This window comes from Bradyrhizobium sp. 604_D8_N2_3, from assembly GCF_051810765.1.
In the GTDB taxonomy this organism is placed as follows: Bacteria; Pseudomonadota; Alphaproteobacteria; order Rhizobiales; family Xanthobacteraceae; genus Bradyrhizobium; species Bradyrhizobium barranii.
This window is the reverse complement of sequence record NZ_JBPWPM010000001.1, coordinates 5,783,779-5,798,905: the sequence shown is the minus strand read 5'-3', so window position 1 is coordinate 5,798,905 and position 15,127 is coordinate 5,783,779. Positions and strand designations below refer to the sequence as shown.

The window sequence follows — 15,127 nt, the reverse complement described above, 5'->3', positions numbered from 1 at the left end:
AAGTCCAGACTGGAGATGCCTGCGATGAACCGCCTGGCGCGTGTTCTTGCGAGCGCGGCTGCGCTCATGCTTGCCGGTTGCAGCTCGGTGCCGCTGACATCGATTCCGCCGCTTGCCCGCATCGATGCCAGGACGACGGATCTGTCGATGCTGCGCGTCGCCGTGCAGTTGCCTGACGCGCTGCGGCCACGTTCGGGCGGCGTCAAGCTCGACGTCGTCACCAAAGTGTCCGGCGAGGCCGAGACCAGGACGAGCTTCGCCATGATGGAGATGAGCGACCCGCGAGATCGCGCCGGCCTGCCTGCGCCGTCGCTGGGCTCCTCGACCTACGCCTATCGCTTGTCGCCAGGCGATGCTGCACGCTTCGAAGCGCTACGTGCGTCGATGGTCGAGCAGGGGAGGCAAGGCAAACGCGGGTCGATGGGGCTCGGCGTGGCAGCCAGGGAATTCTGTCGCGCCAACGCGGCGCCGCAGGGATCGCTGCCTGTCACGATCTATCTGATGACGTCGGAGACGAAGAGCTTCGTTCCCGTTGTCAGGGATTTTGATCTGCTCGGAGATCCCGCCATGGCGGGCGGCCTGGAATCGATTCAGCCTTGCGGCCAGTGATCCGCGCCGGCGCTCAGTAACCGAACTGCTCGCGCAGGATGCGCTCTTCCAGGCTGTGGCCGGGGTCGAACAGCATGCGCATCGAGATGGTCTTGTCGGACAGCACCTCAACGCGGCGGACGTCGCGCACCTCGTCATGGTCGGCCACCGCCGCCACCGGCCGCTTGTCGCCCTCCAGCACCTCGATCACGACGTAAGCCGTATTGGGCAGGAGCGCGCCGCGCCAGCGGCGCGGGCGGAAGGCGCTGATCGGCGTCAGCGCCAGCAGCGCGGCGTTGATCGGCAGGATCGGTCCCTGCGCGGACAGATTGTAGGCGGTGGAGCCGGCAGGCGTCGCCACCATGATGCCGTCGGCAATCAGCTCAGCCATGCGCTCGCGCTCGTCGATCAGGATCCGGAGGCGCGCGGCCTGGAAGGTCTGCCGGAACAGGGCGACCTCGTTGATGGCGTGATGCAGGTGAACGCGGTCGTTGACGTCGGTGGCGCGCATCAGGAGCGGGTTGATCTCGGATTCCTGCGCTGCCTCGAGACGGGCGCGAAGGTCGACCGTCGAGTACTCGTTCATCAGGAAGCCGACGGTGCCGCGGTGCATGCCATAGATCGGTTTGCCCGAGTGCATGTTCTGGTGCAGCGTCTGGAGCATCAGTCCGTCGCCGCCGAGCGCGACCACGACATCGGCGTCGTTCGGGTCGCAATTGCCATAGTCCCGAGTGAGCTGGCCGAAGGCGGTTTGCGCCTCGCTGCTTGGGCTCGCGACAAAGGCGATCCGGTTGTATCGCGCTGGCTTGGTCATGGCTTCCGGGCAGGGCCGCTGGCTGGAGAAAGTTCCGCCGGGCTCGTCTATACGACCTGGGCCTGCATTGTCGAGAAGGACCGCTGTTCAAGGCAAACAGCGTCCATCCCGATTCAGGGCAAATCCGGGTCGATTTGTGCTCGCCCGGCTTCTTCAGGCGCCGCCGGGCCGGCCATCCCCCAAACCGTCGCAATTTCTCGCTAGCCTTGCGATGCTCGCCGGCTCTCGCAGCCGGACAAGGAGAACGATCATGGTCATGCGTTTGCCGGCGCTCCGCCGCGCGACCCTGGTACTGGCGGTGTCGACTTTCGCGCTCGCGGGATTTGCCCGCGCGGACGATCCGCCGCAGCCGCGCGCCGAGACGACGGCCCCAGCGGGACAGAAGGGTGGGCGCGGCGGCAACGCGCCAGGTGCGTCACAGGGTTCATCGTCCGCCGCCGAGCTGCATCGTCTTCCGTCGGATTCGACCACGAAGCAGACGCTCGATCTGCCGGGCCGTGCTCTCGACTTCACCGCGACTGCCGGCTCGATCCGCGTGTTCGACGGCAAGGGTGAGCCGCTCGCCGACATCGCCTATACGTCCTATGAGCTCGATGGTGCCGACCGCGCGACGCGCCCCGTGACGTTCCTGTTCAACGGCGGTCCCGGCGCGTCCTCGGCATGGCTCCAGTTCGGCGCTGCGGGTCCGTGGCGGCTGCCGCTCGATGGCGAAGCCCTGTCGCCGTCCGCCTCACCCGATGTGAAGCCGAACGCGGAGACGTGGCTCGACTTCACCGATCTCGTCTTCATCGATCCCGTCAGCACCGGCTACAGCCGTTTCGTTGCCAGCGGCGAGGACGCGCGCAAGTCCTTCTACTCAGTCGACGGCGACGTCAATTCGATCGCGCTCGTGATCCGCCGCTGGCTGGAGAAGCACGACCGGCTGACCTCGCCGAAATATGTCGGCGGCGAAAGCTATGGCGGCATTCGCGGGCCGAAGGTCGTGCGCCAGTTGCAGCTCCAGCATGGCGTCGGCGTCAGGGGATTGATCCTGGTGTCGCCGCTCCTGGACTTCCGCGAGTTCACCGGCACCAGCCTCCTGCAATATGTCGCGACGCTGCCGAGCTATGTCGCGGTGGCGCGCGAAGCCAAGGGGCCGGTCAAGCGCGCCGATCTCGCCGACGTCGAGGCTTACGCGCGGGGCGAGTTCCTGGCCGACCTCGTCAAGGGCGAGGCGGACAAGGAGGCCACCAATCGCCTTGCCGACAAGGTTGCCGAGCTCACCGGGATCGACCAGGCCGTGAGCCGCCGGCTCGCCGGCCGTTTCGACGTCGGTGAATTCCGCCGCGAGTTCGACCGCAAGAACGGCAAGGTGACAGGGCGCTACGACGCCTCGGTGCGAGGCTTCGATCCCTATCCGGATTCGAGCAGCTCCCGGTTCGGCGATCCCTCGGGCGATGCGCTCCAGGCGCCGCTGACGAGTGCGGCGGTCGATGTTCTCACGCGCAAGCTCAACTGGCGGCCGGATGGCTCCTATGAAGTCCTCAACGGCGCCGTCGAGGGCAATTGGGATTTCGGCCGCGGCATCAACCCGCCCCAGTCGGTGTCGGAGCTGCGCCAGATCCTCGCCACCGACGGAAAGCTGAACGTGCTGGTCGCGCACGGCCTGTTCGATCTCGCCACGCCCTATTTCGGATCGAAGCGGGTGCTCGACCAGCTTCCGGCGTTCGCCACGCAGCGGGTCAAGTTCGTCGTCTATCCCGGTGGCCACATGTTCTATTCGCGCGACGGCTCGCGGCAGGCGTTTCGGAGCGAGGTCGAGGCTCTTATCCGAGAGTAGGCCGCCGCTTGCGCGGCGGATATCTCCGCGCGATCTCGCGCGCCACGACACGCTCCGGCTTGATATTGGCGCCGGCGATCCAGATGTCGCTGACCTTGCCGCGCGCGTCACGGACGCGGCGCACCGGCTCGCCGTGGCTGGAGTACCCGGCAGCCCAGGCGAGCTTGCCGGTGTCGCGGCCGGTGACCTCGATCTCGGCGGCATCCATGAACGGATTGATGAACTGCGGATTGGCGACCAGCACGCGGTTGCCCGCGGGGACGAGGTCGGTTGCGCCCCAGATCGTCCACCAGCGGCCGTTCCAGTCGCGGACGCGGCGGTCGGGGGCGCCGCGAGTCCTGAACACGCGCAGGATCTGCATCGCGCCGTCCATCCAGAACGGCGCCGCGCCGTCGATGGAGTTGCTGAGGATGCTGATCGCGAGCTCGCAAGCGGGGATGGAGCAGGTCCGGGAGATGTAACCCTGAAAATGGCCGCCATGGCCGAACCAGTCCCAGCCGTCGGTTTTGCCGGCGTTGATGCCAAGGCCGTAATAGGCCTCGAAACTCTGCGGGATGCGCCAGTGATGCCGGGTCATTTCGCGGCGGCTTGCGACTGAGAGCACGCTCTTCCTGGCGTTGGGCGCAAGCTGCGCGAAGAAGCGGGCCGTATCGCCGGCGGTGGCGGCGAAGCCCGTAGCGGACGCCATCGCGTGCGTCGGATTGTCGCCGGGGATCACGCAACGCTCGCCCAAGGGCACTTTTCGCGTGTGGCCGCGCGCGAACGATGCGCCCTTGGGAAGCGGCGCATCCGGCTCAGTCTCGCGCAGGCCTGCGGGCTCGATGATCTCGCGCTTGATCCAGGCGGAGTAGGGCTCCTTCGACACGGCTTCGATGACGAGGCCGAGCAGGCCAAAGCCGTGGTTGGAGTATTTGAAGCGCGTCCCCGGCTCGATCGCGGTCGGCAGCTTCAATTCCGCGAGCAACTCCCTGGCGTTGAGATAGGGACGGTTGTCGATGAACTGTCCGGAATCGGCGCCATCGCGCGTCAGCCCCGCGCTGTGCGAGAGCACCTGCGCAATCGTCGTCTCGGCGACGCGCGGATGCAGGCCGCCGACATGTTGGCCGACCGTGTCGTCGAGCCGGAGCTTGCGCTGGTCGCGCAGCTTCATGATGCCGGCGGAGGTAAAGCTCTTCGAATGCGAGGCGATACGGCAGCGGTGGCGCGGGGTGAGCTTCTCGCCAGTGTCGAGATTGGCAAGACCAAAGGCGTGCTCGGCGACGATTTCGCCGCGATGGGCAAATGCGATGATGACGCCGGGCTGCTGGAATGCCGTCTGTTGGAATTCGATCCAGGAGCCGATGTAGTCGATCGCGGATCGCAGCCACGTATCCATTGCGCACCAATTTGCGAGGGGAGCACTTGATGCGAGAGGCTAACCGAGAAAGCGGAACGGGCACAACCCCGAGGTTGTGCCCGTTCGTTTCGTTCGAGGATGCGATGTCTCAGTAGACGAGCGTCGCGCCGGTCGGCTTGTCGAGCGCCGCGGCGAGCGAGCGATACTCGGAGCTGTCGGTGCCGGCGAGCGAGGCGATCTTGTTCAGGTGGTACTGCGCCTGTTCGCGGTTGCCCTGCTCGAGCTGCCAGAGGCCGTAATACTGCCAGGTGCGGACGTGGTTCGGATCGTCCTTCAGCGCGATCTCGTAATAGACCTTGGACGACTGGTAGTCGCCGAGCTTGCGATAGGAGTAGCCGATCAAATTGGCGACGTCGGCGACGTCGTCGCGCTCGAGCGACTTCAGCTGACCGATCGCGCTCGTGTAGTCGTGACCGTCGTAGATCGTGGTGTAGGCGGTGCGATAGGCCGCGAGGAATTTGGGATCGCTGATGGAGGAGCTCTTCTTCTTCCCCTTCTTGGCCGAGCTGTCCGACTTCGGCGGCGGCGAGGGCTCGTCGCTGCCCGCGGCGTAGGCGCTGGTCAGCATCGGTCCGGCGGCCAACGCCATCGAGACAAGCCCCGGTACCAGAAGCATGGAAAGTTTGCGCATCTATCTTCTCCCGTATGGAACGTGGCGATCCTACACGATTGCCCAAAGACCGGAACACCCAGAGGGCAAAAACATTCCCGCTTCGCACGATCTATTCGCCCCTCCGCAGATGACAAACTTGTCATCGAGATGAACAGAAGCCTGCAAGGGACTTCAGACTGGGTTCAGCGCGCGCCGCCTAGGCTCCCACCCACGATCGAAGAGTAGGCGAGAGGGCGCCGCCTCAAGATCCTTCCAAGAGGAGACCAACCATGTTGAAGACCATTTCCGCAGCCTTGCTCGCCGCTTCCGTAATCGCAGCCCCGGCCTTCGCCGCTGAAGCCGGCAAGACCACCACGACCGCGCCGGTGATCAAGGCGGACCAGAGCCAGACCAAGGTGTCGACCACCGCCGTGAAACCCGAGGCCGGCGTCAAGGCCGACACGAAGGCCGCCGACGTCAAGGCGGACGCCAAGGTGGATACCAAGTCGAAGGCGATGAACGCCAATGCCGCGGTCACGCCCGATGAGCACAAGGCCGTGCGCACGCATCGTCACCACCACAAGCATCTGTCGGCCAAGAAGTCGCTGAAGGCGCAGCCTGACGTGACCAAGCCGGCGGCCATCGACAAGCGCAGCTAACGACTGATCCGGCGCGGCGGCATCCCTGGCATTGCCCGCCGCCGCGTGCGGAATTCAGGCCCGGCCCGTCGTCTCGGCGTCAGCGCGAAAGCGCAGGCGCCAGCGGCGGGGCGGTGCGTTATTTGCGCAGCATACGAGCAGGACCGAATTCCCTTCGTGCAACCTTGGGGCTAGAACATCCTCCGAGTCTGATCGAGCGGAGAGCGTGGCCTGTGGGGCGGTTGGCGAAGCGTGCGGTGATCTTGGCGTTGGTTCTGGTCTTGCCGCTGGCGCTCGCGGCATGTTTCGGCAGCGACGGTGATCGTCCATCCCTGATGGAGGGGACCCAGGCGGGAGGGCCGCAGCCGTTTCCCGACAATTTTCGCAGTGACACGCTGGCCTTGATGCGCGCTTACCTCAACAATCCCGTCGGTGTGCGCGAGGCCACCATGGCCGATCCGGTGCTGCGCGAGATCGGCGGACGGCAGTTCTACGTCGCCTGCCTGCACTTCACGCCACGCGAGACCGACGGCAGCTACAAGGGCATGCGCGAACGGGCCGCCGTCTTCGTCAACGGGCGGGGCGACCGCATCGTCGATCGCGCCGGCGAGCTCTGCGCCGGTGCGGTTTACGCACCCTTTCCGGAACTGGAAAAGATGGCGCGGTAGCGCAAAGCCGGCCTTCATCGGCAGGTGCTAGGACAGAGGCCGCCGGAGCCGCTGGATCACAATTTGGCGAGCTTTGAACGGGGCTGGTTTGCCTTGCGACAGATCGTTACAGCCCGCCTTGCGCAGACGACGAAAACAGTCGGTGCAAGCAGGTGTGACGGAACAAATCGCGTTGTTGCCACTCCGTCACAGTTACAGACGATCAACGTTCCGGCATCGCCGCGAAGCAACCTAATTCACGCCACGTTGTTTCCTGAGTGTCGAATTTGAAAGAACGGGGATGATCATGAAGACGATTTTGCTGGGCGCAGCAGCCGCTCTGCTGGCGCTGGTCGCACCGGCCGCTGCGGCCGACATGCAGCCGCGCACCTATACCAAGGCGCCCGCCTATACGCCGCCGCAGGTGATCTACAACTGGACCGGTTTCTACATCGGCGGCCATGTCGGCGGCGCGTTCGCCGGTGACAGCAGCTTCCAGTCGAGCGACGCCCGTTTCCTGGGCGGCGTGCAGGGCGGCTTCGACTACCAGTTCGCGCCCAATTGGGTGGTGGGCATCGAGGCCCAATATTCCTGGCTGCCGACCAACAACAACGGTGTCACGTTCCCGCTGGGGACACAGGTGACGTCCAACACCGACCAGCTCGGGTCGGTGACCGGCCGCATCGGCTACACCTGGGGACCGGCGCTGGTCTATGCCAAGGGCGGTTACGCCTGGCGTAATGGCGGCCTCGGCGTCAATGTCGCCGGCGTGGCGCAGCCCTTCACCGCCACTGGCAACAACAAGGACGGCTATACTGTCGGTGCCGGCCTCGAATACATGTTCGCACCGAGCTGGTCGGCCAAGGCCGAGTATCAGTATTACAACTTTGGCAGCACGACCTTCACCTCCGGTCCGGCCGACGTCGTCGGCGTCCGGGGCCGGGAGGACGAGCATACCGTCAAGGTCGGTGTGAACTACCGCTTCGGCTGGGGCGGGCCGGCAGCCTCGCGCTACTGACGCTCAACAGCGACCACGACCTGACAAGGGCCGGCTCACGCCGGCCTTTCGTTTGCCAGGCCCTTGTTTGCCTGCCTGTTGTTTGCTTTGCGTGAACCATCTGGCGCGTCATTTGCAAGCAAATGGTCTGGGGCGCGCGTTCTCACGCGCGTCATGGGACTGGCGTAAAGCAAAAATAATTTTTGCCGCCTACGGAACTCGCGCTCCGGAAGGCGTTATATGAGAATTACCGGGCTGGTGGGACGACGGACATGCGTATCTTTGTGTCGGCAGTAGTGCTCTCGTGCTTCATCTCCCTGCCGTGCGCTGCACAGACAATCCTCAAATCCGAGCCTCTGATGCTGGCACCCTATGAGGTGGCCTTCGTCAAGGACGCTTCCTGCCCATCCGGTAAGGTGCTGAAGGTAACGGGCGCGATCCGCGGGCTGCACCGTCGCAAGGCCTGCGTGGTGCTGGCGGGCGAGCAGGCCTCGCTGGCGACCGCGACCCCCTGAGAGATCCCATCCTGAGATACCCTGGGTCTAACCTCAGGAATTCAGCGCAAGCTCCATCCTCGACTGCTGTTCGGCCTCGGCCTTGTTCCTGGCGGGGTCCTCGCCCTGGGCGGCCCGGCAGGGCTTGATCTCGTAATCATTGTCCAGGACCCGGCGCGGCCCGTGGCGCTGGTCGTCGGTGCTGACATCCACGACGAGGCCGCTTTGCTGCGCGAGCTGCCAGACGTCGGCCTCGCTGGGATAGGCCTTGCTGATTTGGGCGTCGTTGCAGAACAGGGCGTAGGGCATTCTTCCCGCTCCCGGAAAGCGCGTTAACGGCTTCATGGGGCAGGGGGTTCCGGGACGATTACGGGGGCGTGATCGGAGCCGTGGACCCTGAGTCTTTAACGAGTCCTGAATCCCAAAAAAAAGAATCCCTGGGACTCATTTGCCGGAATCAGCGGATGTTTTCGGCCATGACGACCGACCTCAAGACCTGCTGCGGGCACATGCTGCTGCCACTGACGCTGGGATTGCTCAGCGCCTGTGCGGCCAATCTCTGGTTGGTTTGGTCCTGGCTGTAGGTGTCTGATCGACCGTCGGCCTTAGTTTTCGGCTGGCGGACGGAGGGAGGGGTCGCGAATGGCCGCGCGGAGCCTGGTCAGGGTCGCCGCGCAATACTCCTCCCGCTCACGCTCGAATCGCTCCTGATGCTTGCGGAAATTGGCGATGCGGGCCTGCATCTCGGAACGGAAATCGCCGCTTGTCCGTGCTGGCGGGATCATGACGGGCGGGGCGAGCGGGACTGGCGGCGGCTTGATCTCGACCGCCAATGTCTCGACCGCCACGGTCTCGACGGTGACGGTCCCCACCGGCACGTCCGGTGCAGCCGTCGGTCTCTCCGGCGGATGGAAGTCACCCTTCTTGCCGGTTACCGATTGGACGAAGGCCATTGTCTGCGCGATCAGTGCGTCGCGCTCGCTGATCCACTTCATGGTCCACCTCTGTTGGAGCTATTCCAGCAAAGCTAGCCGGCCGAATCAAGGAGGTGTCCGGCTGGGGATTGCATATTTTTCCCGACCGCCCGACAGTGGGGAATGGACGTCAAATCCGACCAGTCGGACGAAGCGCAGGGCCTGAGGCTGGTCCGTGCGTTCTTGTCGCTGCCGCCCGACAAGCGGGCGGAGGTGATCGCGTTCGTGGAGGAATTGGCGCGGGCTCAAGGCCGGCCCGAGGCGGGCACAGAGGCATCGCCGACGTGAGCGCTATCGCTCGCGCGGGTTGATGTTGGGCTCGAACGGCGCGCCCACCACCCGGACCGCTGTCGGCGCCGTAACGTCGATCGCCGCGCGTTCGGCGACCTGCGTTGCCGGAGCCGGCCCTGGTGCCAGTTCGAACAGCGCAACGGTGCCGGCCACCGCGACACAGCACAGCGTCACTGTCGCCAGCAGAAACATGTTTCGGTTTTCTTCCTTGATCCGCATGGGCCGACAACGGCTGACGCCGGCGACCGGTTCCGGCCGGTCATGTCCGGATCACGCCCCCAAAACAGGCAGAAGCTTACACGAGGCTTACGCCGACCCCCCGAATAGTTATTTTTCCGTAAGACTACTCGGGGGATTTGGCATCAAATCTTAACGTCCGCCGGTTCCAATGCCCGTTGCTGGGATTATGCGTCGGCAGAAGCATTGGGGCGGCTGTTATGAGCTTTCTGAACAATCTGAAAATCGTGTGGAAGGTCGCGCTGATCGTGGCGGTGATGGGATGCGCGATGCTTGCCGTCGCCGGCTTCGCGGCGCGCGAACTTTCGGCGACCGTCGACGGATTTGCCGAACTCTCCGCCGCGCAATCCTCGGCGCTCAACCTGACGCGGGCCCAGCGCCGCGCCGAGACCTATCATGCCGCGCTCTATGCGGTCTTCACCGAAGCGACGGAGGCGGGCAACGCTGGCCGTCTCAAGATCGCCAACCAGAACCGCAGCGAAATCGGCCAGTACCTCGATGCGGCCGTGCAGGACGACCCGTCGCGCGCCAGCCAGGTCAAGAGCATCGGGGACCAGCTGAAGGCCGCGTTCGCCAGCTGCGATCCGGTACTTCAGGCCGGCGCGCAGGCAAGCAGCGTGGAGGAGAATGCCAAGGCCGCCGAACGTGCGCACAAGGAGTGCGATCCGGTGCTGGACGCGGCGCTCGCACGCATCGTCCAGTTCGTGACCGAGTCCGCACAGGCGGTCAGCAACCGCAAGGAAGCCATCAACCGCGACGCCAGGTCCGCGACCTGGACCGTGATCGGAGTCAGCGCCGGCGGCCTGATCGTCGGCATCGCGATCGCGCTGTTCATCGGCCTCAATGCGATGTCCCGGCCGATCGCCCGGCTCAAGCTCGCCATGGAGGGTCTCGCCCGCAACGATCTCAAGACCGAGGTGCCCGAGAAGGACCGGAGCGACGAGATCGGCGACATGGCCAGGACCGTCGAAGTCTTCAAGACCAACGCGCTCGAGGTCGAACGTCTCAAGGCTGCGCAGCTCGAGATCGAGAAGCAGGCTGCCGAGCAGCGCCGCCGTGACATGGTCAACCTGGCCGACGGCTTCGAACGCGCGGTCGGCGAGATCATCGAGACGGTGGGCTCGGCGTCCACCGAGCTCGAAGCGTCGTCCTCGACGCTAGCCACCACCGCGCAGCGCGCGCAGGAGCTGACCTCGGTGGTCGCGGTCGCTTCGGGTGAAGCCACCGGCAACGTGCAGTCGGTCGCGACCGCCACGGAGGAGCTGTCGTCCTCGGTCAACGAGATCAGCCGGCAGGTGCAGGAATCCGCGCGGATGGCGGGCGAGGCCGTCACCCAGGCGCGCACCACGACCGAGCGGGTCAGCGAGCTCTCGATCGCGGCGACGCGGATCGGCGATGTCGTCGAGCTGATCAACACCATTGCCGGCCAGACCAACCTGCTCGCGCTGAACGCCACGATCGAGGCGGCACGTGCCGGCGAGGCTGGCCGCGGCTTCGCGGTCGTCGCCTCCGAGGTGAAGACGCTGGCCGAGCAGACCGCGAAGGCGACCGGCGAGATCAGCCAGCAGATTTCCGGCATCCAGACCGCGACCCAGGAATCCGTCAACGCGATCCGCGACATCTCCGCGACGATCGAGCGGCTGTCGGAGGTGTCGTCCACCATTGCCGCGGCCGTCGAGGAGCAGGGCGCCGCGACCCAGGAGATCTCGCGCAACGTACAGCAGGCCGCTCACGGCACCCAGCAGGTCTCCACCAACATCACCGACGTGCAGCGCGGCGCGGCCGAGACCGGCTCGGCGTCCTCGCAGGTGCTTTCGACCGCCAAGATGCTGGCGACCGACAGCAACCGGCTGAAGGACGAAGTCGGAAAATTCTTGCGGACCGTGCGCGCGGCGTAAGTGTGTGCGGCGGCACTCGTCCGCCGCGCTCACCGCGCCTAATGCGGAAGCAAGAGGCCGAGCGCGAACACCAACAGCATGGCCGTCATGACGACGGCCGTCACGGCGCCGGCAACGATTTTGGCCTTCTCTTTGCTGGTAGTCGAGCGCATGCGGCCTGCATGCTACCTCATGTTGAACTTCGGTCCAATCTGCGGTCAGGAGCCATCTTCGTGACCCGCCTCGATCAGGCGGCGAGCCTTGGCTGGAAGAACCGTGTGACGCGATCGATCGCATCGGATGTCATCGGGTCGGTGTCGGAGAAATCAAAGCCGTGGGCTTTGCCTGGATAGGGCACGAATTCGGCCTCGGCGCCGACCGACTTGCCGAGCTCGACCAGTTGCCGTCCCTTCGCGACCGGCACGTTCCTGTCCGCCTCGCCATGCAATGCGATCAGGGGCGGCAGGTGCTTGACCTTGGCGGCCATAGCGTCGGGCATGCCGCCATAGAGCACCGCGAGCGCGGTGATACGCGTGTCCCGCGCGGCGGTGTCGGCGGCGACGTAGCCGCCCAGCGAGAAGCCGAGCAGGACGATGCGCCCGGAACTGTCGGACCGGCCCAGGATGGCCGTCACGGTGGCGGAGACCGTGTTGGCCCAATCGTCGAACCGCGTCGTGTCATAGGCATCGCGGCTCTCATGCGTGCTGGACTTCGGCGTCAGCGCGGCCGTATCGGCCGGTGTCATATAGCGGAGAAAATAGACGTCGATGCCCTTGGCGGACAGCGCATCGGCATATCGCTCGTAGGCGCGGAGCCTAAGCTCGATGCCGCGGGACCCGTGCAGCACGATCACGGCAGGGCGCTTCCCGGCCACCGTCGCCGCGTAACGCGATACGGGCAGGCTGTCATTGCCGGAGGTGACGCTGAACTGTTCGCCTGGTGCACCGTGTGCAGGGATAGACGTCAGCAGCGCGGCGATGCCGGTCATGGCCGTTCGTCGGGTAATCATCAGCGAACTCGCGCCAGGGAGATTTCGGAGGCGACGCGTCGGCTGTATAGTGTGCTTGCGACGGAATCTTGACGCGAGTCCCGCCCGATGATCACCAATCGTCCACCCGTGCTCGCCCATGAGCGCTTCGTTGCGGACCGCGAGAACTTTGACGGCCTCGATCTCGCCGCGCGGTTCGAGCGGATCGAGCAGACCAACCTGTGGGGCGCGGCCACATCCGTCTCGGGCCTCGGCTCGGAGGACCCGGCGACCGCTGCGATCCGGGAGGAGCTTCCTCCCCTGCTGCAACGGCTCGGCGCGAGCTCGCTGCTCGATGCGCCCTGCGGCGATGCCGGCTGGATCGGCCGCATCAAGCTCGACCTCGACTACACCGGCATCGACATCGTGCCGTCGCTGATCGAGACCAATCGCCGGCGTGTGGCCGGCGGCGATTGGTCTGGCCGGTTTCTCGTTGCCGACGTCACGCGCGACGCGCTGCCGCGCGCGGATGTCATCCTGTGCCGGGACTGCCTGGTTCATTTGAGCTTCGACAACATCGCCCGCGCCGTTGCCCGCTTTGCCCAGAGCGGCGCGGGCTTCCTGCTGGTCACGACATTTCCCGAATGGGATGCAAATCGCGATTGCGCGGATGGCGATTGGCGCGCGCTGAACATGGAGAAGGCACCATTCAACTGGCCCGCGCCGCGCGCGCTGATCAACGAGCGTTGCGAGGAGGGCGGCGGCGGCTGGCGCGACAAGAGCCTTGCCCTATGGCGTCTGGATGAACTGCCCGATCGTATCCGCACGGCCACAGCGATGTGACGGACGCAGGCGGAACTCCATTGCGTCCGTGACCGCACTGGCGATACACTTCAGGTTGTGTGACGCGATCTTTGGGTCGCGTGTCGACGATGCCGGAGAACGCCATGAGGCCGAGTTTTGCCGTAGCGGCTCTGTTGATCTGGTGCTCCACGCCGGCACTGGCGCAGCAGGACGGCGCCGCGCTCTACGCCACCCACTGCGCGCAATGTCACGATGCCGGCGATGCCCAGAACCGCGCGCCCGCGCGCGGCGCCATGCAGGCGATGTCGTTCGATCACGTGCTGGGGACGCTGACCTCCGGCAGCATGGCCGCGATGGCGAAGGAGCGTAGCGACGACGAGCGTCGCGCGATTGCTGCTTTCGTCACCGGCAAGGCCGCAATCAACAGCGCATCCGACGCGCAGGGCCGCTGCACGCAGCAGATCAGCGGCTTTCCGCAACCGCTCGACGGTCCACGCTGGAACGGGTGGGGCGTCGATCTCAACAACAGCCGCTTCCAGCCGGCCGACATGGCGGGGCTGACCGCGGCGCAGGTGCCGCGCCTGCGGCTGAAATGGGCCTACGCGTTTCCCGGCGCCTCGGTGTCCTTTGCGCCGCCGACGATCATGGGCGGCCTGCTGTTCATCGGCGGCACCGACCGCAAGGTACATGCGCTCGACGCGCGAACCGGCTGCACGCTGTGGACGTTCGCGATCGATGCGGCGGTGCGCGCCGCGATCACGGTCGCGCCGCTTCCCGGCTCCGATCAGTTCGCGATCTTCTTCGGCGATTTGCGTGCCAACGCCTATGCCGTGAACGCGCTGACGGGGGCGCTGATCTGGAAGACGAAGGTCGAGGAGCATCCGGCCGCGCGCATTACCGGCGCGCCGGTGCTGCATTCCGGCGTTCTCTACGTGCCGGTGTCCTCGCTTGAGGAGGCCGCCGGCTCGCAAGCCTCTTACGAATGCTGCACCTTCCGCGGCAGCGTGGTGGCGCTGGAGGCCGCGACCGGCAAGCCGGTCTGGCAAGCCTATACGATCCCCGAAGTGCCGCATCCGACCGACAAGAACGCGAAGGGCGTGCAGCTGTTCGGCCCGTCCGGTGCCGCGATCTGGTCGGCGCCGACGATCGATGTGAAGCGCGGCGCGATCTATGTCGCGACCAGCAATTCCTATTCGAATCCGCCATCCGCGACGAGTGACGCGATTCTCGCCTTCGATCTTGCGACGGGAAAGCTGCTCTGGAGCCAGCAGGCCACGCCGAAGGACGCTTATGTCGTGGCATGCTACGGCGTGGACAAGACCAATTGTCCCGAGGATCACGGACCCGACCACGATTTCGGCCAGTCGCCGATCCTGGTAACCATGCGCGACGGCAGGCGCGTTCTTGCCATCGCACAGAAATCCGGCGTCGTGCACGGGCTCGATCCCGACGACGGCGGCAAGATCCTGTGGCAGACGCGGATCGGGAAGGGCGGTGCGCTTGGCGGCAGCGAATGGGGCTCGGCCGCCGATCAGGATCGCATCTATGTCGCTAACTCCGACGTGCGTTTCCTGCGTGACGGCACCAGACGTCTCGACTCCACGCAAGGCGGCGGCCTGTTCGGCCTCGATCTCGCCAGCGGGACAGTCGTGATGGAGGTGCCTCCTGTCGCCTGTGGCGATCGTCTCCAATGCAGCCCCGCGCTTTCGGCGGCGGTGAGCCTGATCCCCGGCGTCGTGTTCTCCGGCGGCGTCAGCGGCTTCCTGCGGGCCTATGCCAGCGACGGCAAGCTGCTCTGGGAGTTCGATACCGCGCAGGATTACAAGGCCGTCAACGGCGTCCCCGCCCATGGCGGCGCGATCGACGGTCCCGGACCGGTCATCGCCGGCGGCATGCTCTACACCAATTCCGGCTACGGCCAATGGAGCGGCGTCGCCGGCAACGTGCTGCTGGCGTTCGAGGTGGGGACGGAGTGAGCGCGACGTTCGGAGG

17 protein-coding genes are annotated in these 15,127 nt (G+C 65.7%); 10 read left to right on the top strand and 7 right to left on the bottom strand.

Going from position 1 to position 15,127, the window contains the following annotated elements:
• Nucleotides 1-24 precede the first annotated feature (24 nt).
• On the top strand, nucleotides 25-609 hold the full coding sequence (locus AB7245_RS27795; RefSeq protein WP_085405564.1) for a hypothetical protein: 585 nt from the start codon (nucleotides 25-27) through the stop codon (nucleotides 607-609).
• A gap of 13 nt (nucleotides 610-622) precedes the next feature.
• Here the strand turns inward: AB7245_RS27795 and AB7245_RS27790 are convergent, their stop codons facing one another.
• The gene (locus tag AB7245_RS27790; RefSeq protein ID WP_063982521.1) at nucleotides 623-1,402 is read right to left on the bottom strand and encodes an NAD kinase; all 780 of its coding nucleotides are present in this window, start codon (nucleotides 1,400-1,402) and stop codon (nucleotides 623-625) included.
• A gap of 250 nt (nucleotides 1,403-1,652) precedes the next feature.
• Here AB7245_RS27790 and AB7245_RS27785 point away from each other — a divergent pair, with 250 nt between their 5' ends.
• A complete protein-coding gene (locus AB7245_RS27785; protein ID WP_231142207.1) occupies nucleotides 1,653-3,221 on the top strand; it encodes a S10 family peptidase in 1,569 nt (522 codons plus the stop codon).
• Here AB7245_RS27785 and AB7245_RS27780 read toward each other — a convergent pair.
• Nucleotides 3,208-4,596 carry a serine hydrolase domain-containing protein gene (locus AB7245_RS27780; RefSeq protein WP_085405354.1) on the bottom strand — a complete coding sequence of 463 codons (1,389 nt, stop codon included), beginning with the start codon at nucleotides 4,594-4,596 and terminating at the stop codon, nucleotides 3,208-3,210. The genes AB7245_RS27785 and AB7245_RS27780 overlap by 14 nt on opposite strands.
• 109 nt (nucleotides 4,597-4,705) lie before the next feature.
• Nucleotides 4,706-5,248 (bottom strand): tetratricopeptide repeat protein, encoded by a 543-nt coding sequence (locus AB7245_RS27775; protein ID WP_028150223.1) that lies wholly within the window; start codon nucleotides 5,246-5,248, stop codon nucleotides 4,706-4,708.
• Nucleotides 5,249-5,499: 251 nt separating this feature from the next.
• On the opposite strand from AB7245_RS27775, the gene AB7245_RS27770 reads away from it, so the two are divergent.
• The 4 genes from AB7245_RS27770 (at nucleotide 5,500) to AB7245_RS27755 (ending at nucleotide 8,006) form a co-directional block, all read left to right on the top strand.
• Nucleotides 5,500-5,868, top strand: a complete 369-nt coding sequence (locus AB7245_RS27770) for a His-rich protein BRANT (RefSeq protein WP_085405355.1) — start codon at nucleotides 5,500-5,502, stop codon at nucleotides 5,866-5,868.
• Between the two features lie 212 nt (nucleotides 5,869-6,080).
• The gene (locus AB7245_RS27765; RefSeq protein ID WP_187388016.1) at nucleotides 6,081-6,515 is read left to right on the top strand and encodes a hypothetical protein; all 435 of its coding nucleotides are present in this window, start codon (nucleotides 6,081-6,083) and stop codon (nucleotides 6,513-6,515) included.
• Nucleotides 6,516-6,801: 286 nt separating this feature from the next.
• Nucleotides 6,802-7,512, top strand: coding sequence for an outer membrane protein (locus AB7245_RS27760; protein WP_085405565.1), 711 nt, complete (start codon nucleotides 6,802-6,804; stop codon nucleotides 7,510-7,512).
• A 251-nt stretch (nucleotides 7,513-7,763) separates the two neighbouring features.
• The gene (locus tag AB7245_RS27755) at nucleotides 7,764-8,006 is read left to right on the top strand and encodes a DUF6719 family protein (protein WP_038935984.1); all 243 of its coding nucleotides are present in this window, start codon (nucleotides 7,764-7,766) and stop codon (nucleotides 8,004-8,006) included.
• Nucleotides 8,007-8,039: 33 nt separating this feature from the next.
• Here AB7245_RS27755 and AB7245_RS27750 read toward each other — a convergent pair whose 3' ends face one another.
• Both AB7245_RS27750 and AB7245_RS27745 read right to left on the bottom strand, forming a co-directional pair.
• On the bottom strand, nucleotides 8,040-8,294 hold the full coding sequence (locus AB7245_RS27750; RefSeq protein WP_014494365.1) for a hypothetical protein: 255 nt from the start codon (nucleotides 8,292-8,294) through the stop codon (nucleotides 8,040-8,042).
• Between the two features lie 296 nt (nucleotides 8,295-8,590).
• Nucleotides 8,591-8,980, bottom strand: a complete 390-nt coding sequence (locus AB7245_RS27745) for a hypothetical protein (RefSeq protein WP_063982526.1) — start codon at nucleotides 8,978-8,980, stop codon at nucleotides 8,591-8,593.
• A 102-nt stretch (nucleotides 8,981-9,082) separates the two neighbouring features.
• On the opposite strand from AB7245_RS27745, the gene AB7245_RS27740 reads away from it, so the two are divergent.
• Nucleotides 9,083-9,247 carry a hypothetical protein gene (locus AB7245_RS27740; RefSeq protein ID WP_014494368.1) on the top strand — a complete coding sequence of 55 codons (165 nt, stop codon included), beginning with the start codon at nucleotides 9,083-9,085 and terminating at the stop codon, nucleotides 9,245-9,247.
• 3 nt (nucleotides 9,248-9,250) lie between these two features.
• On the opposite strand, the gene AB7245_RS27735 is transcribed toward AB7245_RS27740, so the two are convergent.
• Nucleotides 9,251-9,469, bottom strand: a complete 219-nt coding sequence (locus tag AB7245_RS27735) for a hypothetical protein (protein ID WP_439035107.1) — start codon at nucleotides 9,467-9,469, stop codon at nucleotides 9,251-9,253.
• A gap of 218 nt (nucleotides 9,470-9,687) precedes the next feature.
• Here AB7245_RS27735 and AB7245_RS27730 point away from each other — a divergent pair, with 218 nt between their 5' ends.
• On the top strand, nucleotides 9,688-11,385 hold the full coding sequence (locus AB7245_RS27730) for a methyl-accepting chemotaxis protein (RefSeq protein ID WP_085405356.1): 1,698 nt from the start codon (nucleotides 9,688-9,690) through the stop codon (nucleotides 11,383-11,385).
• A gap of 226 nt (nucleotides 11,386-11,611) precedes the next feature.
• On the opposite strand, the gene AB7245_RS27725 is transcribed toward AB7245_RS27730, so the two are convergent.
• Entirely contained in the window at nucleotides 11,612-12,373 is a 762-nt protein-coding gene (locus AB7245_RS27725; protein WP_245344275.1) for a dienelactone hydrolase family protein, read from the bottom strand.
• An 87-nt stretch (nucleotides 12,374-12,460) separates the two neighbouring features.
• Between AB7245_RS27725 and AB7245_RS27720 the strand changes: the two genes are divergently transcribed.
• Together AB7245_RS27720 and AB7245_RS27715 are read left to right on the top strand one after the other, a co-directional pair.
• Entirely contained in the window at nucleotides 12,461-13,174 is a 714-nt protein-coding gene (locus AB7245_RS27720) for a class I SAM-dependent methyltransferase (RefSeq protein WP_085405358.1), read from the top strand.
• 104 nt (nucleotides 13,175-13,278) lie between these two features.
• Entirely contained in the window at nucleotides 13,279-15,111 is a 1,833-nt protein-coding gene (locus tag AB7245_RS27715) for an outer membrane protein assembly factor BamB family protein (RefSeq protein ID WP_439035106.1), read from the top strand.
• The last annotated feature ends 16 nt before the right edge of the window (nucleotides 15,112-15,127 follow it).